11 protein-coding genes and 1 pseudogene are annotated in these 16241 nt (G+C 70.2%); 2 read left to right on the top strand and 10 right to left on the bottom strand.

What is annotated here, in order from left to right:
* Window positions 1-18: 18 nt before the first annotated feature.
* The 5 genes and pseudogenes from SACXIDRAFT_RS19405 to SACXIDRAFT_RS19385 form a co-directional block, all read right to left on the bottom strand.
* Window positions 19-360 carry a hypothetical protein gene (locus SACXIDRAFT_RS19405; RefSeq protein WP_157599687.1) on the bottom strand — a complete coding sequence of 114 codons (342 nt, stop codon included), beginning with the start codon at window positions 358-360 and terminating at the stop codon, window positions 19-21.
* Between the two features lie 183 nt (window positions 361-543).
* The gene (locus tag SACXIDRAFT_RS19400; protein ID WP_006240382.1) at window positions 544-2301 is read right to left on the bottom strand and encodes an AMP-binding protein; all 1758 of its coding nucleotides are present in this window, start codon (window positions 2299-2301) and stop codon (window positions 544-546) included.
* A 14-nt stretch (window positions 2302-2315) separates the two neighbouring features.
* Window positions 2316-3175: pseudogene (locus SACXIDRAFT_RS19395) on the bottom strand (crotonase/enoyl-CoA hydratase family protein).
* Between the two features lie 88 nt (window positions 3176-3263).
* Window positions 3264-4598 carry a uroporphyrinogen-III C-methyltransferase gene (gene cobA / locus SACXIDRAFT_RS19390; RefSeq protein WP_006240380.1) on the bottom strand — a complete coding sequence of 445 codons (1335 nt, stop codon included), beginning with the start codon at window positions 4596-4598 and terminating at the stop codon, window positions 3264-3266.
* Window positions 4599-4787: 189 nt separating this feature from the next.
* The gene (locus tag SACXIDRAFT_RS19385; protein ID WP_006240379.1) at window positions 4788-7052 is read right to left on the bottom strand and encodes an ATP-binding cassette domain-containing protein; all 2265 of its coding nucleotides are present in this window, start codon (window positions 7050-7052) and stop codon (window positions 4788-4790) included.
* Window positions 7053-7118: 66 nt separating this feature from the next.
* Between SACXIDRAFT_RS19385 and SACXIDRAFT_RS19380 the strand changes: the two genes are divergently transcribed.
* Entirely contained in the window at window positions 7119-8099 is a 981-nt protein-coding gene (locus SACXIDRAFT_RS19380) for a helix-turn-helix transcriptional regulator (protein ID WP_006240378.1), read from the top strand.
* On the opposite strand, the gene SACXIDRAFT_RS19375 is transcribed toward SACXIDRAFT_RS19380, so the two are convergent.
* The 3 genes from SACXIDRAFT_RS19375 to xylA form a co-directional block, all read right to left on the bottom strand.
* A complete protein-coding gene (locus tag SACXIDRAFT_RS19375) occupies window positions 8063-9514 on the bottom strand; it encodes a pyridoxal phosphate-dependent decarboxylase family protein (protein ID WP_006240377.1) in 1452 nt (483 codons plus the stop codon). The two genes, SACXIDRAFT_RS19380 and SACXIDRAFT_RS19375, sit on opposite strands and share 37 nt — an antisense overlap.
* Window positions 9511-10860: an MFS transporter gene (locus SACXIDRAFT_RS19370; protein WP_006240376.1), complete on the bottom strand. Its 1350-nt coding sequence runs from the start codon at window positions 10858-10860 to the stop codon at window positions 9511-9513. The genes SACXIDRAFT_RS19375 and SACXIDRAFT_RS19370 overlap by 4 nt, the downstream gene beginning before the upstream one ends.
* Before the next feature lie 461 nt (window positions 10861-11321).
* Window positions 11322-12491 carry a xylose isomerase gene (xylA, locus tag SACXIDRAFT_RS19365; RefSeq protein ID WP_006240375.1) on the bottom strand — a complete coding sequence of 390 codons (1170 nt, stop codon included), beginning with the start codon at window positions 12489-12491 and terminating at the stop codon, window positions 11322-11324.
* 106 nt (window positions 12492-12597) lie between these two features.
* Here xylA and SACXIDRAFT_RS19360 point away from each other — a divergent pair, with 106 nt between their 5' ends.
* A complete protein-coding gene (locus SACXIDRAFT_RS19360) occupies window positions 12598-13833 on the top strand; it encodes an ROK family transcriptional regulator (RefSeq protein WP_050987043.1) in 1236 nt (411 codons plus the stop codon).
* On the opposite strand, the gene SACXIDRAFT_RS21850 is transcribed toward SACXIDRAFT_RS19360, so the two are convergent.
* Both SACXIDRAFT_RS21850 and SACXIDRAFT_RS19355 read right to left on the bottom strand, forming a co-directional pair.
* Complete coding sequence (locus SACXIDRAFT_RS21850) at window positions 13825-14859, bottom strand: LacI family DNA-binding transcriptional regulator (RefSeq protein WP_006240373.1); 1035 nt, start codon at window positions 14857-14859, stop codon at window positions 13825-13827. The genes SACXIDRAFT_RS19360 and SACXIDRAFT_RS21850 overlap by 9 nt on opposite strands.
* Window positions 14856-16223, bottom strand: coding sequence for a GH1 family beta-glucosidase (locus tag SACXIDRAFT_RS19355; RefSeq protein ID WP_040922801.1), 1368 nt, complete (start codon window positions 16221-16223; stop codon window positions 14856-14858). The genes SACXIDRAFT_RS21850 and SACXIDRAFT_RS19355 overlap by 4 nt, the downstream gene beginning before the upstream one ends.
* Between the last annotated feature and the right edge of the window lie 18 nt (window positions 16224-16241).

Genomic DNA, 16241 nt, shown 5'->3' with positions numbered 1-16241 from the left:
GGCGAGGACCGGCGGCGATCAGGAGGAGCGTCGATAGCTCCAGCCCCGCCTGCGCAACTCCTCGCCGGTGAGCGCCTGAGGGCGGCCGTGATGATCGACGCCCATCCACCTCGGCCTTCCTGCCCCGCTCTCCAGCACGTAGGGCCTGCCACGGCTCCAGACAACGGTGCATGGTGTGGTGGGCGGCTGCGCCTCCGGTGGCTGTGACGGTGGCTGTGGCGCCCGGAGAGCCGACGGTGCCGAGGTGGGCGGAAACGGCTCCGCTGCCGCGTCGGCCGCCGCAACGGCTGTCGTGCCGGTGAACGGGTCGGAGGACGGAACCTCGGCTCCGACGACTCCGCTGTCGTGATCGGTACTCATCGCACCCTGCGTTCGCTCGCGGTGGATCATCACCCTTGGGACATAACCTGTGAGCGACATCTCACACTTCTCCGCGAGATGTCGCTCACAGATTCCATCGGCACGGTGAGCCGGATCGTTAGCGATTCGTTCGATCTTCGTGTCACCGCATCGGGTGGTGTTCCACCGCGGTCGAGCCGCCGTTCAGCCCCTGAGGGAAGGGAAGTCCTCCTCGCGAAACTCGGTGGTGGCGCGCGAGTCACCCTTGGTGTTCTCCCTGCCCCGCAGCTCGACCCTGCGAATCTTGCCGGAGATCGTCTTCGGCAGGTCGGCGAACTCGATGCGCCGGATTCGCTTGTACGGCGCGAGATTCTTCCTGGCGAACGCGAGGATGCTCTCCGCGGTGGCCGCGTCCGGTTGGTACCCGTCGGCCAGGACCACGTAGGCCTTCGGCACGGAGAGCCTGATCTCGTCGGGCGCGGGAACGACGGCTGCCTCGGCCACCGCGTCGTGTTCGAGCAGGACACTCTCCAGTTCGAACGGCGAGATGCGGTAGTCCGACGCCTTGAACACGTCGTCGGTCCTTCCCACATAGGTGATGTAGCCGTCGTCGTCGATCGTTCCGACATCACCGGTGTGGTAATAGCCGTCCGCGAACGCCGCCTCGGTGCGTTCGTCGTCGCCCGCGTATCCGGTCATCAGGCCCACCGGCCGCGACCTCAGATCGAGGCAGATCTCGCCTTCACTCGCCGGTTGCCCCGTCACCGGATCGACGAGCGCGACCGTGAAACCGGGTACGGCGCGGCCCATCGACCCCGGTTTGACCGGCTGACCGGGTGTGTTGGCGATCTGCACACTCGTCTCGGTCTGCCCGAACCCGTCGCGGATCGTCACGCCCCACGCCCGTTCGACCTGGTCGATGACCTCGGGGTTCAGTGGCTCGCCCGCGCCGACCACCTTGCGAGGCGGGTTCCTCAGTGCGGTCAGGTCGGCCTGGATGAGCATGCGCCACACGGTGGGCGGTGCGCAGAAACTCGTGATGCCGCACCGGTCCATCTGCTCCATGAGCCCCGCCGCGTCGAAGCGCCCGTAGTTGTACAGAAACACCGTGGCCTCGGCGTTCCATGGGGCGAAGACGTTGCTCCACGCGTGTTTGGCCCAGCCTGGCGACGAGATATTGAGGTGCACGTCGCCGGGTTCGAGGCCGATCCAGTACATGGTGGACAGATGGCCGACGGGATACGAGATGTGGGTGTGCCTGACGAGCTTCGGTTTCGCCGTCGTGCCCGAGGTGAAGTACAACAGCAACTCGTCGTCGGCGCGCGTGACGCCGTCGGGCGAGAACGTCGCCTCGGCGGTGCGAGCGTCGGCGAACGACTCCCATCCCGGTACGCGCTCACCCACGGCGATCCGGGTGTAATCGCCCGCCACGTCGGCGAACGTGGCGGTGTCGGCGTCGCGGACCACGACGTGCCGCGCGGCGCCACGTTCGACGCGGTCGCGCAGATCGGCAGGGGCCAGCAACGTCGAAGCCGGGATGATCACCGCGCCCAGCTTCATACAGGCCAGGATCGTCTCCCACAGCTCGACCTGGTTGCCGAGCATGAGAATCAGCCGGTCACCGCGCCGCACGCCGAGCCCGCGCAGCCAGTTGGCCACCTGGTTCGAGCGGGCCGAAAGCTCGGAGAAGGTCCAGCGGTTGTCCGCCCCGTCCTCCTCCACGATCCACAGCGCCGGACGTCCGGCGTTGCGCTCCTCGGCCGCGATGCGGTCGAACCAGTCGAGCGCCCAGTTGAACTCGGCGAACTCCGGCCAGGCGAACTCCTCGCGCGCCGCTGCGTAATCCTCGCGATGGGTCAGCAGCAGATCCCGTGCCCGCCGGAACGTCCGGTACACCTGAGTGCTCTCTGCGTCCTCAGTGGCCTTCGTACCGTCGCCGGCGCCGCTGCCGTCGTTGCCCACTTCGTGCGCCTCCCTCACTCGCCCTTGAACTCGGGCTGCCTGCGTTGCAGGAACGCCTGCACTGCCTCGTTCAGGTCCTGGCTGGGCAGGAACGCGGCGTTCCACGTCGCCACGTATCGCAGCCCGGCTTCGATCCGCTGTTCGGTGTTGACGGAGAGTACGTCCTTGACCCCCTGCACCACCAGTGGCGGATTCGCCGCGATCTCGGCCGCCATACCGCGCGCCGCGTCGAGCGTGGCGTCCCTGTCGGCGTAGACGTCGTTGACCAGACCGATCTTCTCGGCCCTCGCGGCGTCGATGTCCTTTCCGGTGAACGCGAGTTCCCGCAGGTGGCCCTCCCGATGATCGAGGCGAGCCGCTGGAGGCTGCCCATGTCGGCGACGATGGCGACCTTGACCTCGCGGACGCTGAAGGTCGCGTCGGCACTGGCGAGGCGCACGTCCGCGGCGGAGATGAGGTCCACTCCTCCGCCGATGCACCAGCCGGAGACGGCGGCGATGACCGGTTTCCGGATGCGGGCCACGGCCGTGATGGAGTCCTGCATCCTGCGGATCTCGTCGAGGAACTCGCGGCGAGGGCGGGCGAGTCCCGCGCCGTCCCCTCCTCCGAGGTACTCGCTCCACGACGGCAGCATCGCGGCGAGATCGAGGCCGTAGGAGAAGTTCCTGCCGCTGCCGGTCAGCACGACGGCCCGCACCTCGGGGTCGGCGTCCAACTCGGCGAAGGCGACGGGAAGTTCGCGCCAGAAGTCCGGGCCCATCGCGTTGCCCTTGGCCGGCCCAAGCAGGGTCACCTCGGCGACGTGTCCCGTGCGCTCGACGCGAAGGGAGACGTACTCGCCGGGTGCCTGATCAGTCGTTTCGCTGCCACTCATGGCTGACATACTCGCCCACCGTCCGGCCCCCGCGCAGTGGTATGGCGGAGAGTGAGAGCGACATCGCGCCGTGCGATGCACGGATGTTTCAGCGTGTGGGATGTCGTGGTCTCCCACGGCGGTTGTCCACGCCAGCTCGCGACGCGGTGCCGATTGCCGTGGCGGTCGTGGCGTCCTTCGCCGTCTCCCTGGCGGTCTCCGATGCCGTCTCCGATGCGGACAGTCCGGCGACCGGACCGATCACGGCAACGGCAGGTGGCCGAAGCCCGGCCCCGGCCACAGCCCGCGCCACCCCGGCGAGTGTCGAGCGCACCACACGCTGTGTGCGCAGCGTGCCCTCCTGCACCACGGCCACCGGGGTGTCGGCCGGACGGCCCGCCGCCACAAGCGTGTCGGCGACGAGCGCGAGCCGTTCGAGTCCCATCATCACCACGACGGTGCCCCGCATACGGCCCAGAGCCTCCCAATCCACGAGCGATTGCTCGTGACCCGGCGGCAGGTGGGCGGACACGACGACGACCTCGTGCGCCACCCCGCGATGGGTCACCGGGACGCCTGCCACGGCGGGCACCGAGAACGCGCTCGTCACCCCGGGGACCACTGTGACGGGAACACCCGCCTCGGCACACGCGAGCACCTCCTCGAAGCCCCTGCCGAAGACGTAGGGGTCTCCACCTTTGAGCCGCACCACGAACCGGCCTGCCCTGGCCTGCTCGATGAGTACGCGGTTCACGGCCTCCTGCGCGGCCGCGCGCCCGTACGGGATCTTGGCGGCGTCCACGACCTGAACGTGGTCGCCCAACTCGTCCAGCAGTTCGCGGGGAGCGAGGCGGTCGGTGACGACGACGTCGGCGCGCGCGAGCAACCGCCGTCCTCGCACCGTGATGAGGTCGGGATCGCCCGGTCCTCCGCCGACGAGCGCGACTCCCGCCATTGGAGGGCGGCCGTCGTCGGAGTCGGCCACCGCACCCGTGCGCAGTGCGTCGAGCACCGCGTCCCTCACGGCCGCCGACCGTCTCGGCGCACCACCGGAGAGCACACCGACGGTCAGACCGTCGTGTTCGCCGGTCGCCGGAGTGACGGCACTGCCGCGTGCCCCGGCGTCGGAGCGCACGCAGAACACCCTGGCACGCTCGGCCTCGGCCACCACGGCGGCGTTGACCTCGGGGTCGTCGGTGCACGCGAGCGCGTACCAGGCGCCGTCCAGGTCGCCGTCCTGGTAAGGGCGGGCGTGCCACACCAGCGTGCGCGCGTCGGCCAGCGCCTGTACGGACGGTGTGGTGTGCGGGGCGATCAGCTCGACCGTCGCGCCCGCGGCCAGCAACCGGGGAAGGCGCCGCTGCGCGACGGTTCCGCCGCCCACGACGACGACCTTCCGGCCCGTCAGGTCGAGGCCCGCGAGGTAGTGAGGCTGATCCGGCATGCGGCTCAGGATGCCGAAAGCGACGGCGGGCGACCGGTCCCGTGGCGTGCGTCTCACGCCACCACGGCGAGAACCCGGCGCTGTCCCAGCTTCCGGGACGGCTCGGGGGCCGCAGCCGTCCCGGAAGGTTCGTTCCGGGGCAGGGCAGGTGCCGGACCACCCCACGGCGGCGGCCGTTCCCGCCAGCGGTCAGCGGCGCAGGGCGCGGCGGAGGTACTCGGCCGTCACCGACCTCGGGTCGTCACAAAGCTGGGCGGGCGTTCCGGCGAACAACACCCGCCCGCCGTGGTGCCCCGCTCCCGGCCCGAGGTCGATCACCCAGTCGGCGTGCGCGACGAGTTCGAGGTTGTGCTCCACGACGACCACCGTGTTCCCGGCATCGACCAGCCGGTCGAAGATCGCCAGTAGCCGCCCGACATCGCTGGGATGAAGGCCAGTCGTCGGCTCGTCCAGCACGTAGAGACCGGGCAGCCCGTCGCGACGCAACTCCGCCGCGAGTTTCAACCGCTGGCACTCGCCGCCGGAGAGCGTGCTGAGGGGTTGCCCGAGAGCGAGGTATCCGAGGCCCACGTCCGCGAGGGCGGCCAGCGTCGGCTTCAGCGGCTCCAGATCGAGTAGAAGCCGGGCCCTGTCCACGGTGAGGTCGAGCACATCGGCGATCGACATTCCGTCCACTGTGTACTTCAGGACCTCCTCGGTGAACCGCCGTCCCCGGCAGGTCCCGCACACGGAGGTAACCCCCTCGAGGAAGGCGAGATCGGTGAACACCACCCCGAGCCCCCTGCATTCACCACACGCGCCCGCCGAGTTCGGACTGAACAGGGAGGAGCTGACCCCGTGGGCTTCGGCGAACATCCCCCGGAGCGCGCCTGCCAGGCCGCAATAGGTGACCAGGCTCGACCGCCGGTTCGCCGACACCGCGCTCTGGTCAACCACCACGCATCCTGGATGCTGTTCGAGCAGCACACCGATGAGGCTGCTCTTCCCGGACCCCGCCACACCGGTGACGGCCGTGAGCACTCCGGTGGGCACGTCCACGTCCACGCCACGCAGGTTGTGCCGCGTGGCACCCCGAACCGGCACACTGCCGGTCGGTCGCCGCGATGCGGTCCGGAGGGCCGGCCTTCGCCCGAACGCGCGTCCTGTGGGAGTGCAGGCACGTCCGAGGCCCGGCACCGGTCCTTCGTAGACGACCTCGCCACCGGCGGCGCCCGCTCCGGGGCCGAGATCGACCACGTGGTCCGCGATCGCCACCACGTCGAGGTCGTGCTCCACGACGAGAACCGTGTTGCCCTTGTCCCGCAGACGCCGCAAGAACTGCGTGAGCTGGTCAAGGTCACGGGCATGCAGACCCACCGAAGGCTCGTCGAAGACGTAGAGCATCTCGGTCAGGCTGCTGGTGAGGTGGCGAACCATCTTGATCCGCTGCGACTCGCCGCCGGAAAGCGTGCCGGTCGGCCTGGCGAGGTTGAGGTAGCCGAGCCCGATCCCGGTCAGCGCCTCCAGCCGTTCGACGAGGCTCTCCACCACCGGTGCGGTCGCCGGGCCCGCGATGGCGCGGACCACGTCCACGAGATCGCCGATCTCCATCGCCGTGTACTCGCTGATGGTCCGTCCGGCGACCCTGACGGACCGCGCCACCTCGTTCAGGCGTTCACCGTGGCACTCCGGGCAGACCGCCGACCGCGTGAACGCCTCCACCGCGGCCTGTTTGCGCGCGGAGACCTCACCTTCGGCGTGCAGGTAGATGCGGGTGAAGTGCTCGACGAGACTTTCGTAGTCCTTCGGCACCGGCTTGCCGAGCCGGTCAGCGGCCTCACCGCCGTGGAGCAATGCCTCCAGCTGGTCAGGCGACCATTCGCGCAGCGGTGTGCTGAGCGGGAAGAGGCCGCTGTCGGCGTACTGCCGGTACCAGTACTTCTCCCGCCCACGCCCCGCGCCGAACCCCGGAAGCTGGATCGCTCCGCCCTCCAGCGAGCGGTCGAGATCGACGAACCGGCTGGTGTCAGCGGTGACGACCCGGCCGAGGCCACTGCACCGAGGGCACATCCCCGCCGGTTCGTTGAACGAGAACAACGTCGATTCCCCGACCCTCGGCTCGCCTGCGCGGGAGAAGAGCAGGCGCAACAGCGTGTAACTGTCGGTGATCGTGCCCACGGTGGAGCGGACGTTGCCGCCCAACCGGCGCTGATCGACGACCACGACGGGAGAGAGGTTCTCCACCAGATCGACCTCGGGCCTTCCGTAACTCGGCAGGCGGTGTCTCACGAAGGCGGGAAAGGTCTCGTTCAACTGGCGCTGCGCCTCCGCGGCGATCGTGTCGAACACCAGCGAGGTCTTGCCGGAGCCGGACACACCGGTGAACGCCGTGATCGCTCTCCGGGGAATCGTCAGGTCGAGGTTCTTCAGATTGTGCTGGCGAGCTCCGACGAGCCGGATCCGTGCGTGCTGCATACGGCCGACACTAGAAACGATTGTGGTCGGATTCCGGCCACAATTCGGCGGGTAGGGTTCTGCACGATGGGAACGCCGGGAACACGTCTGCTCCAGTTGCTGTCGTTGTTGCAGAACGGCAGGTCGTGGCAGGCCGCGGAGCTGGCCGAACGACTCCGCGTCTCGCCAAGGACGCTGCGGCGGGACCTCGATCAGCTCCGCGAGCTGGGCTATCCGGTGTCGTCGGCGCGGGGCCCCGGCGGCCACTACCGGCTCGTCGCGGGGCAGGCCCTGCCTCCCCTGCTGTTCACCGACGAGGAAGCGGTCGGCACCGTGGTCGGGCTGCGGCTGGTGGCTCCAGCCGACCCCACGGGCGCGGCCGAAGGCGCCTTGCGCAAACTCGGGCAGGTGCTTCCCTCCCGGTTGCGGCACCAGGTGCGTGCCGTGGCCGCGTCGATCCGGCCGGGGTCGCGGCGAACGCCCGCGGCAGCGGACCTGCGGCTGCTGCACACGCTCGGCGCCACCGCGCACGCACATCAGGACGTGCGCTTCCGGTACGCGGCGAAGCAGGGGGCCACCGCGTCCCGGCGGGTGGAGCCGTACCGGCTGGTGCACCTTGGCAGGCGGTGGTACGTCCTCGGCTGGGACCGCGATCGCGGCGACTGGCGCACCTTCCGCCTCGACCGGATCAGCGAGCTGACCGTGCCCGGCACGACATTCGTCCCCCGCCCGCTTCCGGAGAACGCCGTCCCGTTCCCCAGCCACACGCACGACCCCGCCTCGCGGGAGCGGGGGGTCGTGCGCTTCTCGGCACCACTGGCTGTGGTGTCCGAACGACTCGACGCGGAGGCGGGCTACCTCGAAGCCGTCGATGACGCCACCTGCCGGTACGTCACCGCTCCGGACAGCTGGGAGTGGCTCGCTGTCACACTCGCCGCGGTCGGCGTGCCTTACACCATCGAGGGGCCTCCCGAGCTCGCCGATCTTTCCCGGTCGCTGGCGGAGCGAATGGCGGCCGCCGCAGACGCTGATCAGTCCACTGTGGCTTCTCGACGGGAAGGCCGGTAGAGCACGCCGAGGAATTCGAGGAGCACCCGTTCCCGCAGGCGCGGTGGAGCCGCGTCGAGCAGCGCGTTGATCGGCGCCATCCGCGAGGGCAGCGCGGCATCGGCACCGGGCGCCAGTCCGGCGGCATCGAGCAGTCCCGCGAACTGCTCCGCTGTCAGCGCGTCCGGGTCGAGCCCCGCCAGTACCGCACGCAACGCCGGGTCCACGGCCACCGGACCCGAGGCACGGGCCGCGTCCACGGACGCCCTCAGATCCGCCACGAACTCGTCGTGGCAGTCCCGATTGACGGCGGTCACGGTCAGGTGCAGATTCACCGGCGAGTGCCCGTGCGCGAACTGCGGCTGCACGTACCACCCACGCAGCCGCATCTCGTCGGCCACCGTGAACAGGTCGAAACCGGCGTCCGTGCCGTCGGTGGCCACGGCGAGCAGCGTGGCGCCGGGCTCGCCGAGCACGCGAAGGCCGTCCGTTGCCTCGACCCCCGCCCTGATCGCCTCCACGGCGTGGAGCGTGTCACGGGCCAGCCTCAGATAACCTTCGTCGCCGAGGTGGCGGACCACGGCCCATGCCGCCGCGAGCGGACCGCCGGAACGGGTGGACTGCACGGTGGTGTTGAGCATCGTGTAGCCGGGCCAGTCGGCACTACCGAAGTAGTGGCCTCGCCTCAGCTCCGCGTTCGCGTGCAGCAACACCGAGACGCCCTTGGGACAGTAGGCGTACTTGTGCAGATCCACCGAGATGCTGGTGACGCCGGGAACGGAGAGGTCGAACGCAGGCCCTTCGACTCCGAGTCCGCGCAGGTAGGGCAGGACCCACCCGCCGATGCAGGCATCGACGTGCATGCGGACGCCGCGCCGGGCGGCGGCTTCGGCGATCTCCGCGACCGGATCGACGACACCGTGCGCATACGAAGGGGCGCCGGCGACCACCAGCACGGTGTCCTCGTCGATCGCCGCCGCCATCGCCGCCGCGTCGGCCCGGAACGTCACCGGATCGACCTCGACGGCCACGACGCGCAGCCCGAACAGATGCGCGGCCTTGTGGAACGCGGCGTGCGCGGTGGTCGGCAGGACCACAGCGGGGTCGGCGACCTCGGGTCGCGCCTGCCTTGCCGCGAGGACGGCGAGCAGGCACGACTCTGTGCCGCCCGAGGTCACGGTCCCCACCGTCTCCTGATCGCCGCCGAGCAATGCGGCCGCCGTGGCAACGAGATCGTTCTCCATCCGCAGCAGGCTGGGGAACGTCGTGGGGTCGAGCGCGTTCGCCGCCGAAGCCAGCGCGTACGCTCGCGCGCCCAGCTCGTCCACCTCGGCAAGGCCGCTGTCGTAGACGTAGGCAAGCGTGCGGCCCCCGTGGGTGGGGGCGTCGGCGGCACGAAGCGCTCGCACCTCGTCCAGCACGTCGTCGATCCTCATGCGTCAACCACCTTCCTCTCGCCGGAGTCGCCGTCGTGGGGCCTGCGCTCCGGGCCGAACACCTTCTGCCGCAGCAGCGGCAGTCCCAGCGCCACCAGCACGGCGGGCAGCACCGAGAACCCGAGCGTGATCGCGGTGACCGCGCTGTCCGGCTGGCTGGCTGCCGCGTTGGTGCTCGACACGTAGCCGCCCCACGACAGCACCAGCCCGAAGAGGCTCGGCCCCAGCGCGAGCCCGAGCGCCTCGGCCGCCGTCCACACCCCGGCCGTCACCCCCGCCCTCGCCGCTTTCGTACGGCGTTCCTCCTCGGTGATCAGGTCGGGCAGCAGCGCGAGCGGGAACACCTGAACGCCCGCGTAACCGACCCCCGCCACCGCGACGAGGACGAACACCAGCGCGGGCGGCAACACCCGCGCGAAGGCCAGGCCCGCCAGCGCCACCGCGAACGCCACCGTCGCGATCCGGAACCCGGCGAGCTTCCCGCCCGACCGTCCCACCCGGTCCCACAGCGGCATCACCAGCAGCGCGGGCCCGACGAACCCGGCGAACAACAGCGACTGGTAGCCGGCGTCGCCGAGGACGTAGCGGGCGACGTAGCTGACCGCGGCGAGCAACGTGGCGACGCCGAGCGCCTGTACGAAGTACACACCGAGCAGCAGCCGGAACGACCGCCACTGCCGCATGGTGGCGGCGAGCTCCCGCCATGAGGGTGTCGGCCTTCGCGGCGTCGCCGTCGGCACCCCTCGGATGCCCAGCACCACGGCGACCGTCCCCAGCACGATGAGCACGGCGACGAACACGCCCATGACGCGGTAGCCGTCCACCCCGCCGACGCCGTTCACCACGGCCGGGGCGACCGCTCCCGAGGTGAGGATCGCCAGCGCGAGCACGGCGATGCGCCACGTCGTGAGGCGGGTGCGCTCGTGGTAGCCGCCGGTGAGTTCGGCCGGAAGCGCGTTGAACGGCACCTGGAAGAACGCGAACGCCGTGGCGCACAGGAAGAACACCGCGACGACGTAGGCCGAATCGGCGCCGGTGCCGCCGAGTCCGGGATGAGCGAACAGCGCCGCGAACGTGACAGCGAGCGCGAGACCACCGGCGAGGAGAGAGCGCGTGCGGCTGCCGCGCCGGACGAGGTCCGCATCGGACAGCCTGCCGGCCACCGGGTTGAACACGACGTCCCACGCCTTCGGCAGGAGCACGATGGCACCGGCCGCGGCCGCGGGCACGGCGAGCGTGTCCGTGAGGTAGGGCAACAACAGCAGTCCGGGAACGGTGCCGAAGGCTCCGGTGACGAAAGACCCCAGCGAGTATCCGAGGCGGGTGCGGGTGCCGAGCGCGGACATGACCCTCCCGAGGACCGTGGTGATCGCGTTCGGGCATCGTCCCACCACGGCCGGTGCCGTGTCAGCCGGGTCACATCGGCCGTCTGCCGCAGCGGCGGCGTCCTCCCGGCTCTGGCGGGGCACCGCGCGCCGCGTCCGGTGGGTGCGGGCGGTGGTCCGGACCACTTCGGCGCGGCGGTGAGGTGGGGTTTGGCCAGCGCGATGGAGGAGATGGTGCGGGCAGTGGGGTGCGGCCCGGGCAGTGGGCGGAACGGTGGTGCGGTCGAGTGGGTGGTGCCGGTCAAGCGGGCGGGCACAATCGAAGAGCCCGGCGCCGTTGAGCGCGTTGCGGTACCCGGTGCCAACGCCCGTGCATCACGTGCCAACACCGGTACACCAGGTGCCGGCACCCGGGTACCAGATGCCGGCACCCGCACGTCAGATGCCAACACGTGTGCACACGGTGCGGACACGGTCTAGGGTCAGGCCTCGCCCAGCAGGTGGTCGAACGCGAGCTGGGACAGCCGCGCGTAGCCGTAACCGCGCCGTGCGGCGGCTTCGGCGTCGAAGTCCTCGAAAGCCGCGCGGTCGGCCAGCAGATCGGCGGGGCTCTCGCCGTCGAGGAGCGTCGGCCTCGACAGCTCAGGAACACGCGACTGTTCGAGCGCCTCGATCACCCTCGGGTCTGCCCGGAACGACCTGGCCCGCTCGCGCAGCAACAGATACGACCGCATGCAGGCGGCGGCGCTGTCCCACACGCCCTCGGCGTCCTCCGTGCGCGGCGGTTTGAAATCGAAGTGCCGGGGACCGTCGTAGCCGCCGTGTTCGAGCAGATCGACGAGGAAGAACGCCGACAGCACGTCGCCGTGGCCGAACACGAGGTCCTGGTCGTAGCGGGGGCCGTGCTGGCCGTTGAGATCGATGTGGAAAAGCTTGCCCTGCCACAGCGCCTGCCCGATACCGTGCACGAAGTTCAGCCCGGCCATCTGCTCGTGCCCGACCTCGGGATTGACACCGACCAACTCGTGGTGCTCCAGCGTCGAGATGAACGCGAGCGCGTGCCCGATGGTGGGCAGCAGGATGTCTCCTCGCGGCTCGTTGGGTTTCGGCTCCAGCGCCAGCCGCAGGTCGTAGCCCTGGTCGAGCACGTACCGCGCCAGCGTGTCGATGCCCTCGCGGTAGCGGTCCAGTGCGGCGGACACGGTCTTCGCCGCATCCGTCTCGCTGCCTTCGCGGCCACCCCACAGGACGTACGTCGTGGCGCCGAGTTCGGCGGCGAGGTCCATGTTGCGCATGACCTTGCGCAGCGCGAACCGGCGGATGTCACGGTCGTTACTGGTGAGAGCGCCGTCCTTGAAAACGGGATGGGTGAACAGGTTCGTGGTGGCCATGGGCACCACAAGACCGGTCTCGTCCAGCGCGGCGCGGAACCGGCTGATCCGGCGCGCACGTTCGCTGTCGTCACTGCCGAACGGAATCAGGTCGTCGTCGTGGAAGGTCACGCCCCACGCGCCGAGTTCGGCCAGGCGGTGCACCGTCTCGACCGGGTCGAGTGCGGCACGGGTCGGCTCGCCGAACGGGTCGTTCGCCCGCCACCCCACCGTCCACAGACCGAAACTGAACTTGTCCTCCGCCACGGGCGTGCCGACCACGCTGTCCTCCCGCCTGCCACACCTGATAGTTCGGGCACTGAACTTATGGCCTGGCCCACGAGTGGTCAAGATTTTCGTTCATCCATTGAACGAATACGATGTCCTCGTGACCACCCCGGGACCAGCGAGTCAGCACACCGTCCGGCGCCACAACTGCGCCCTCGTTCTCGACGCCGTCGCCGCCACGCCCGGGGTGTCCCGCGCCGGTGTCGCCGCGCGCACCGGTCTCACGAAAGCCACGGTCTCGACCCTCGTCGATCGCCTCGTCACCGCGTCGCTGGTGCGGGAGGAAGGCCGTCAGCATCGCAGTGGCCCAGGGCGGCGCGGGACATCGCTGTCGCTCTCCCCCGACGGCCCCTGCGGCCTCGGTGTGGAGATCGGGGTCGATTACCTCGCCACGTGCCTGATGGGGCTCACCGGCGAGGTGCGAGACGAGCATGTGCGGCGTATCGACAACCGGGACACACCGGCGAGCCGCGTGCTCTCCCGTGTGGCAGCGGAACTCCGTGGGGCACTGCAGCGCGCCGAGCGCGAGGGACTCACGGTCGGCGGCGTGGGCGTCGCCGTTCCCGGTCTCGTCGAGGCCCCGAGCGGGCGCGTGCTCGTCGCACCGAATCTCGGCTGGGAGAACATCGATCTCGCGGCAGGTCTGCGCACCGGAGTACTCGATCTTCCCGGTGAACTCGTGGTGGGCAACGAGGCGAACCTCGCCGCCGTCGCCGAACTCGACGCCATGCGGCGAGGCGAGGAGACCGCGCCTGCCAGCTTCGTGCACGTGTCAGGCGAGATCGGCATCGGCGCTGGCATCGTGCTCGACGGCGCCCTGTTCGACGGCGCCAACGGGTTCGGTGGCGAACTCGGTCACTTCCCGGTGCGGCCCCGGGGACCGCGCTGCTCGTGCGGCGCCGTCGGCTGCCTCGAACGGCTCGCGGGACAGGACGCCATTCTCAGCAGTGCCGGGGCCGACGACGTCGATGACCTCGTGTCGCGTCTCGACGCGGGTGAGCGCACGGCCGTCGCCGCCGTGCGCTCGGCGGGCAGGCTGCTGGGTTCGGCCCTGTCCGCCGTGGTGAACCTGCTGGATATCCCCGCGATCGTGCTCGGCGGCACCTACGCGCGCCTGTATCCCTGGCTCGCTGATCCGCTCAGCGCGGAGCTGTCCTGCCGCGTCATGGGTTCGCGATGGCGGCCGGTGGAGGTGCGCAGGTCGGCGCTCGGCGCGGACGCCGCGGTGCGGGGAGCGGCGGCGTCCGCACTGCGCGCGGTGCTGACCGACCCGGACACCTACATCGCGAGCCGCACGGCGCGGTCAGGCTCAGGAATCGGCGCGACGTCAGGCTGACGCGCGCACCACCAGTTCGGTCGGCAACAGGATCGAGGGCGGCAACGGCTCGTCACCTGCCAGCTGGGCGAGCAGCCGCCAGGTCATCGTGCGGCCAAGTTCCTCCACCGGCTGCCGGACCGTGGTCAGTGGCGGCGTCACCGTCGTGGCCAGCACGGAGTCGTCGAACCCCACCACGGCGACGTCGCCAGGCACGCTGCGGCCCCGCGCCGCCAGCTCCCGCAGCGCTCCCACCGCGATGATGTCGGCGGCGGCGAACACGGCGTCGAGGTCCGGGTACCGGTCGAGCAGCTCGGCCATGGCCAGTGTTCCCGCATCGACGGTGAAGTCGCAGTGCGCGACGACGTCGGTGCCGAGCCCTGCCTCCGACAGTCCTCGCCGCCACCCCGCCAACCGGTCGATCCCCACCGCCATGTCCGTCGGCCCGGCCAGCGTGCCGATCCTGCGACATCCTCTGGCCACCAGGTGCCGTGCCGCGGTGAGCGCGCCCGTGAAGTTGTCGGCGTCCACGTACGGCACGTCGCCCCCGCTGAGCGGGCGCCCTCCTGCCACCACGGCGAGCCCGGCCTCCGCGAGCCGCTGCGGCAACGGGTCGTCACCGTGCATGCTCACCACGAGCACGCCATCGACATGACCACTGCAGAGGTAATTCTCCAGCCGCGCGCCGTCGTCGTCCTCGGCGAGCATCATGAGCACGAGCTGCCGGTTGCTTCCCGACAGTCCCGCATGGACGCCGCGCAGCATCCCCGCGAAGAACGGGTCGCCGAACACGCGCTCGCCGGGCTCGGACACCACGAGGGCCACCGAGTTGGTTCTGCGGGTGACGAGGCTTCTGGCCGCCTCGTTGGGCACATATCCCAGTTCCTCGATGGCCCGCGTCACCGCCTGCCGCGACCGTCCGCTCACGCCAGGCGAGTTGTTGATCACCCGGGAGACCGTCGAGCGCGACACGCCCGCCACCCTCGCTACTTCCTCCAGTGTGGGCGCGCCACGATGCTCGGCCACCGCGTTCCCGGGCTCGGTCATCGCCGTCCTGCCAAACCGTTGTCCGCCATCACTCGCGAATACCATGCAGCACTGGCCTTCGGGGTCCTGCGCTGGGTCTCGTAGTCAACGTAGACGAGCCCGAAACGCTTGGCGTAGCCCTCGGCCCACTCGAAGTTGTCGAGCAGCGACCAGTAGAAGTACCCGCGCAGATCCACGCCCCGTGCCACGGCCCGGTGCGCGGCGAGCAAATGAGCTTCCACGAACGCGATGCGATCGGCGTCCTCGATGCGGCCGCCGGGCCCCACCTCGTCCCGGAACGCCGCGCCGTTCTCGGTGATGTAGAGCGGAAGCCGTGGATACTCGGTGTGCAGTCGCAGCAGCAACCCGGTCAGCTCCCCCGCGTTGACGTCCCAACCGGAGTCAGTCCTGGGAAGCCCCCGCTCCGGGAAGCTGACGTGGTCGGTACCGACCCATTCCGACGGCGGCCCCGATTGCTCGTCCGGCGCCGACGACACGAACAGGTCGCGGTAGTAGTTCACGCCGAGGAAGTCCGCGCCCGCGCCGATGACGGCCTCGTCGCCGTCCCGCACGACCTCGCCGAGCCATGGTTCCAGATCGGCGAGGACATCCTCGGGATACCGGGACAGCAGCACCGGATCGAGGAACAATCGATTCTGCAAGCCGTCAACGCGGCGTGCCACCTCCAGGTCTTCCTGGCTTCGCGGATCGGCCGGGCTGACGGGGAAGAGGTTGAGGGTCACGCCGACCTCGGCGTCCGGCACCCGCGCCCGCACGGCGGTGGCGGCCAGCCCGTGGGCGAGCAGTAGATGGTGCGCCGCCGCGACCGCGGCCCCGGGATCGGTGCGGCCCGGCGCGTGCCTGCCCGAGCCGTATCCGAGGAAGGCCGAGCACCACGGTTCGTTCAGAGTGGTCCACGTCGTCACCCTGTCGCCCAGCCGGTCCACCACGGTAGCGGCGTAGTCGGCGAACCGGGCAGCGGTGTCCCGCGCGGTCCACCCTCCCCGATCTTCAAGTGCCTGCGGCAGATCCCAGTGGTACAGCGTCGGCCACGGGATGATCCCGGCCTCCAGCAGCGTGTCCACCAGCCTCTCGTAGAAGTCGAGCCCTCGGGGATTGACATCGCCACCATCGGGCCGCACCCTCGGCCACGCGAGGGAGAACCGGTACGCGCCGACGCCCAGCTCTCGCATGAGTGCGACATCGGACGGCATCCTCCGGTAGTGGTCGGCCGCGGGTTCTCCGGTGTCGCCGCCTGCCACAGCGCCGTCCGTGTCACAGAAGGTGTCCCAAATGGACGGAGATCGGCCGTCGGCCGTTGTGGACCCCTCGACCTGGAAGGCCGCCGTGGCGACACCCCACACGAAACCGGGAGGGAAGGTCACCGGACCAGGACCCTCACG

The sequence above is a fragment of the Saccharomonospora xinjiangensis XJ-54 genome (assembly GCF_000258175.1).
Taxonomy (GTDB): Bacteria; Actinomycetota; Actinomycetes; order Mycobacteriales; family Pseudonocardiaceae; genus Saccharomonospora; species Saccharomonospora xinjiangensis.
This window is presented reverse-complemented; position numbering and strand designations above follow the sequence as displayed.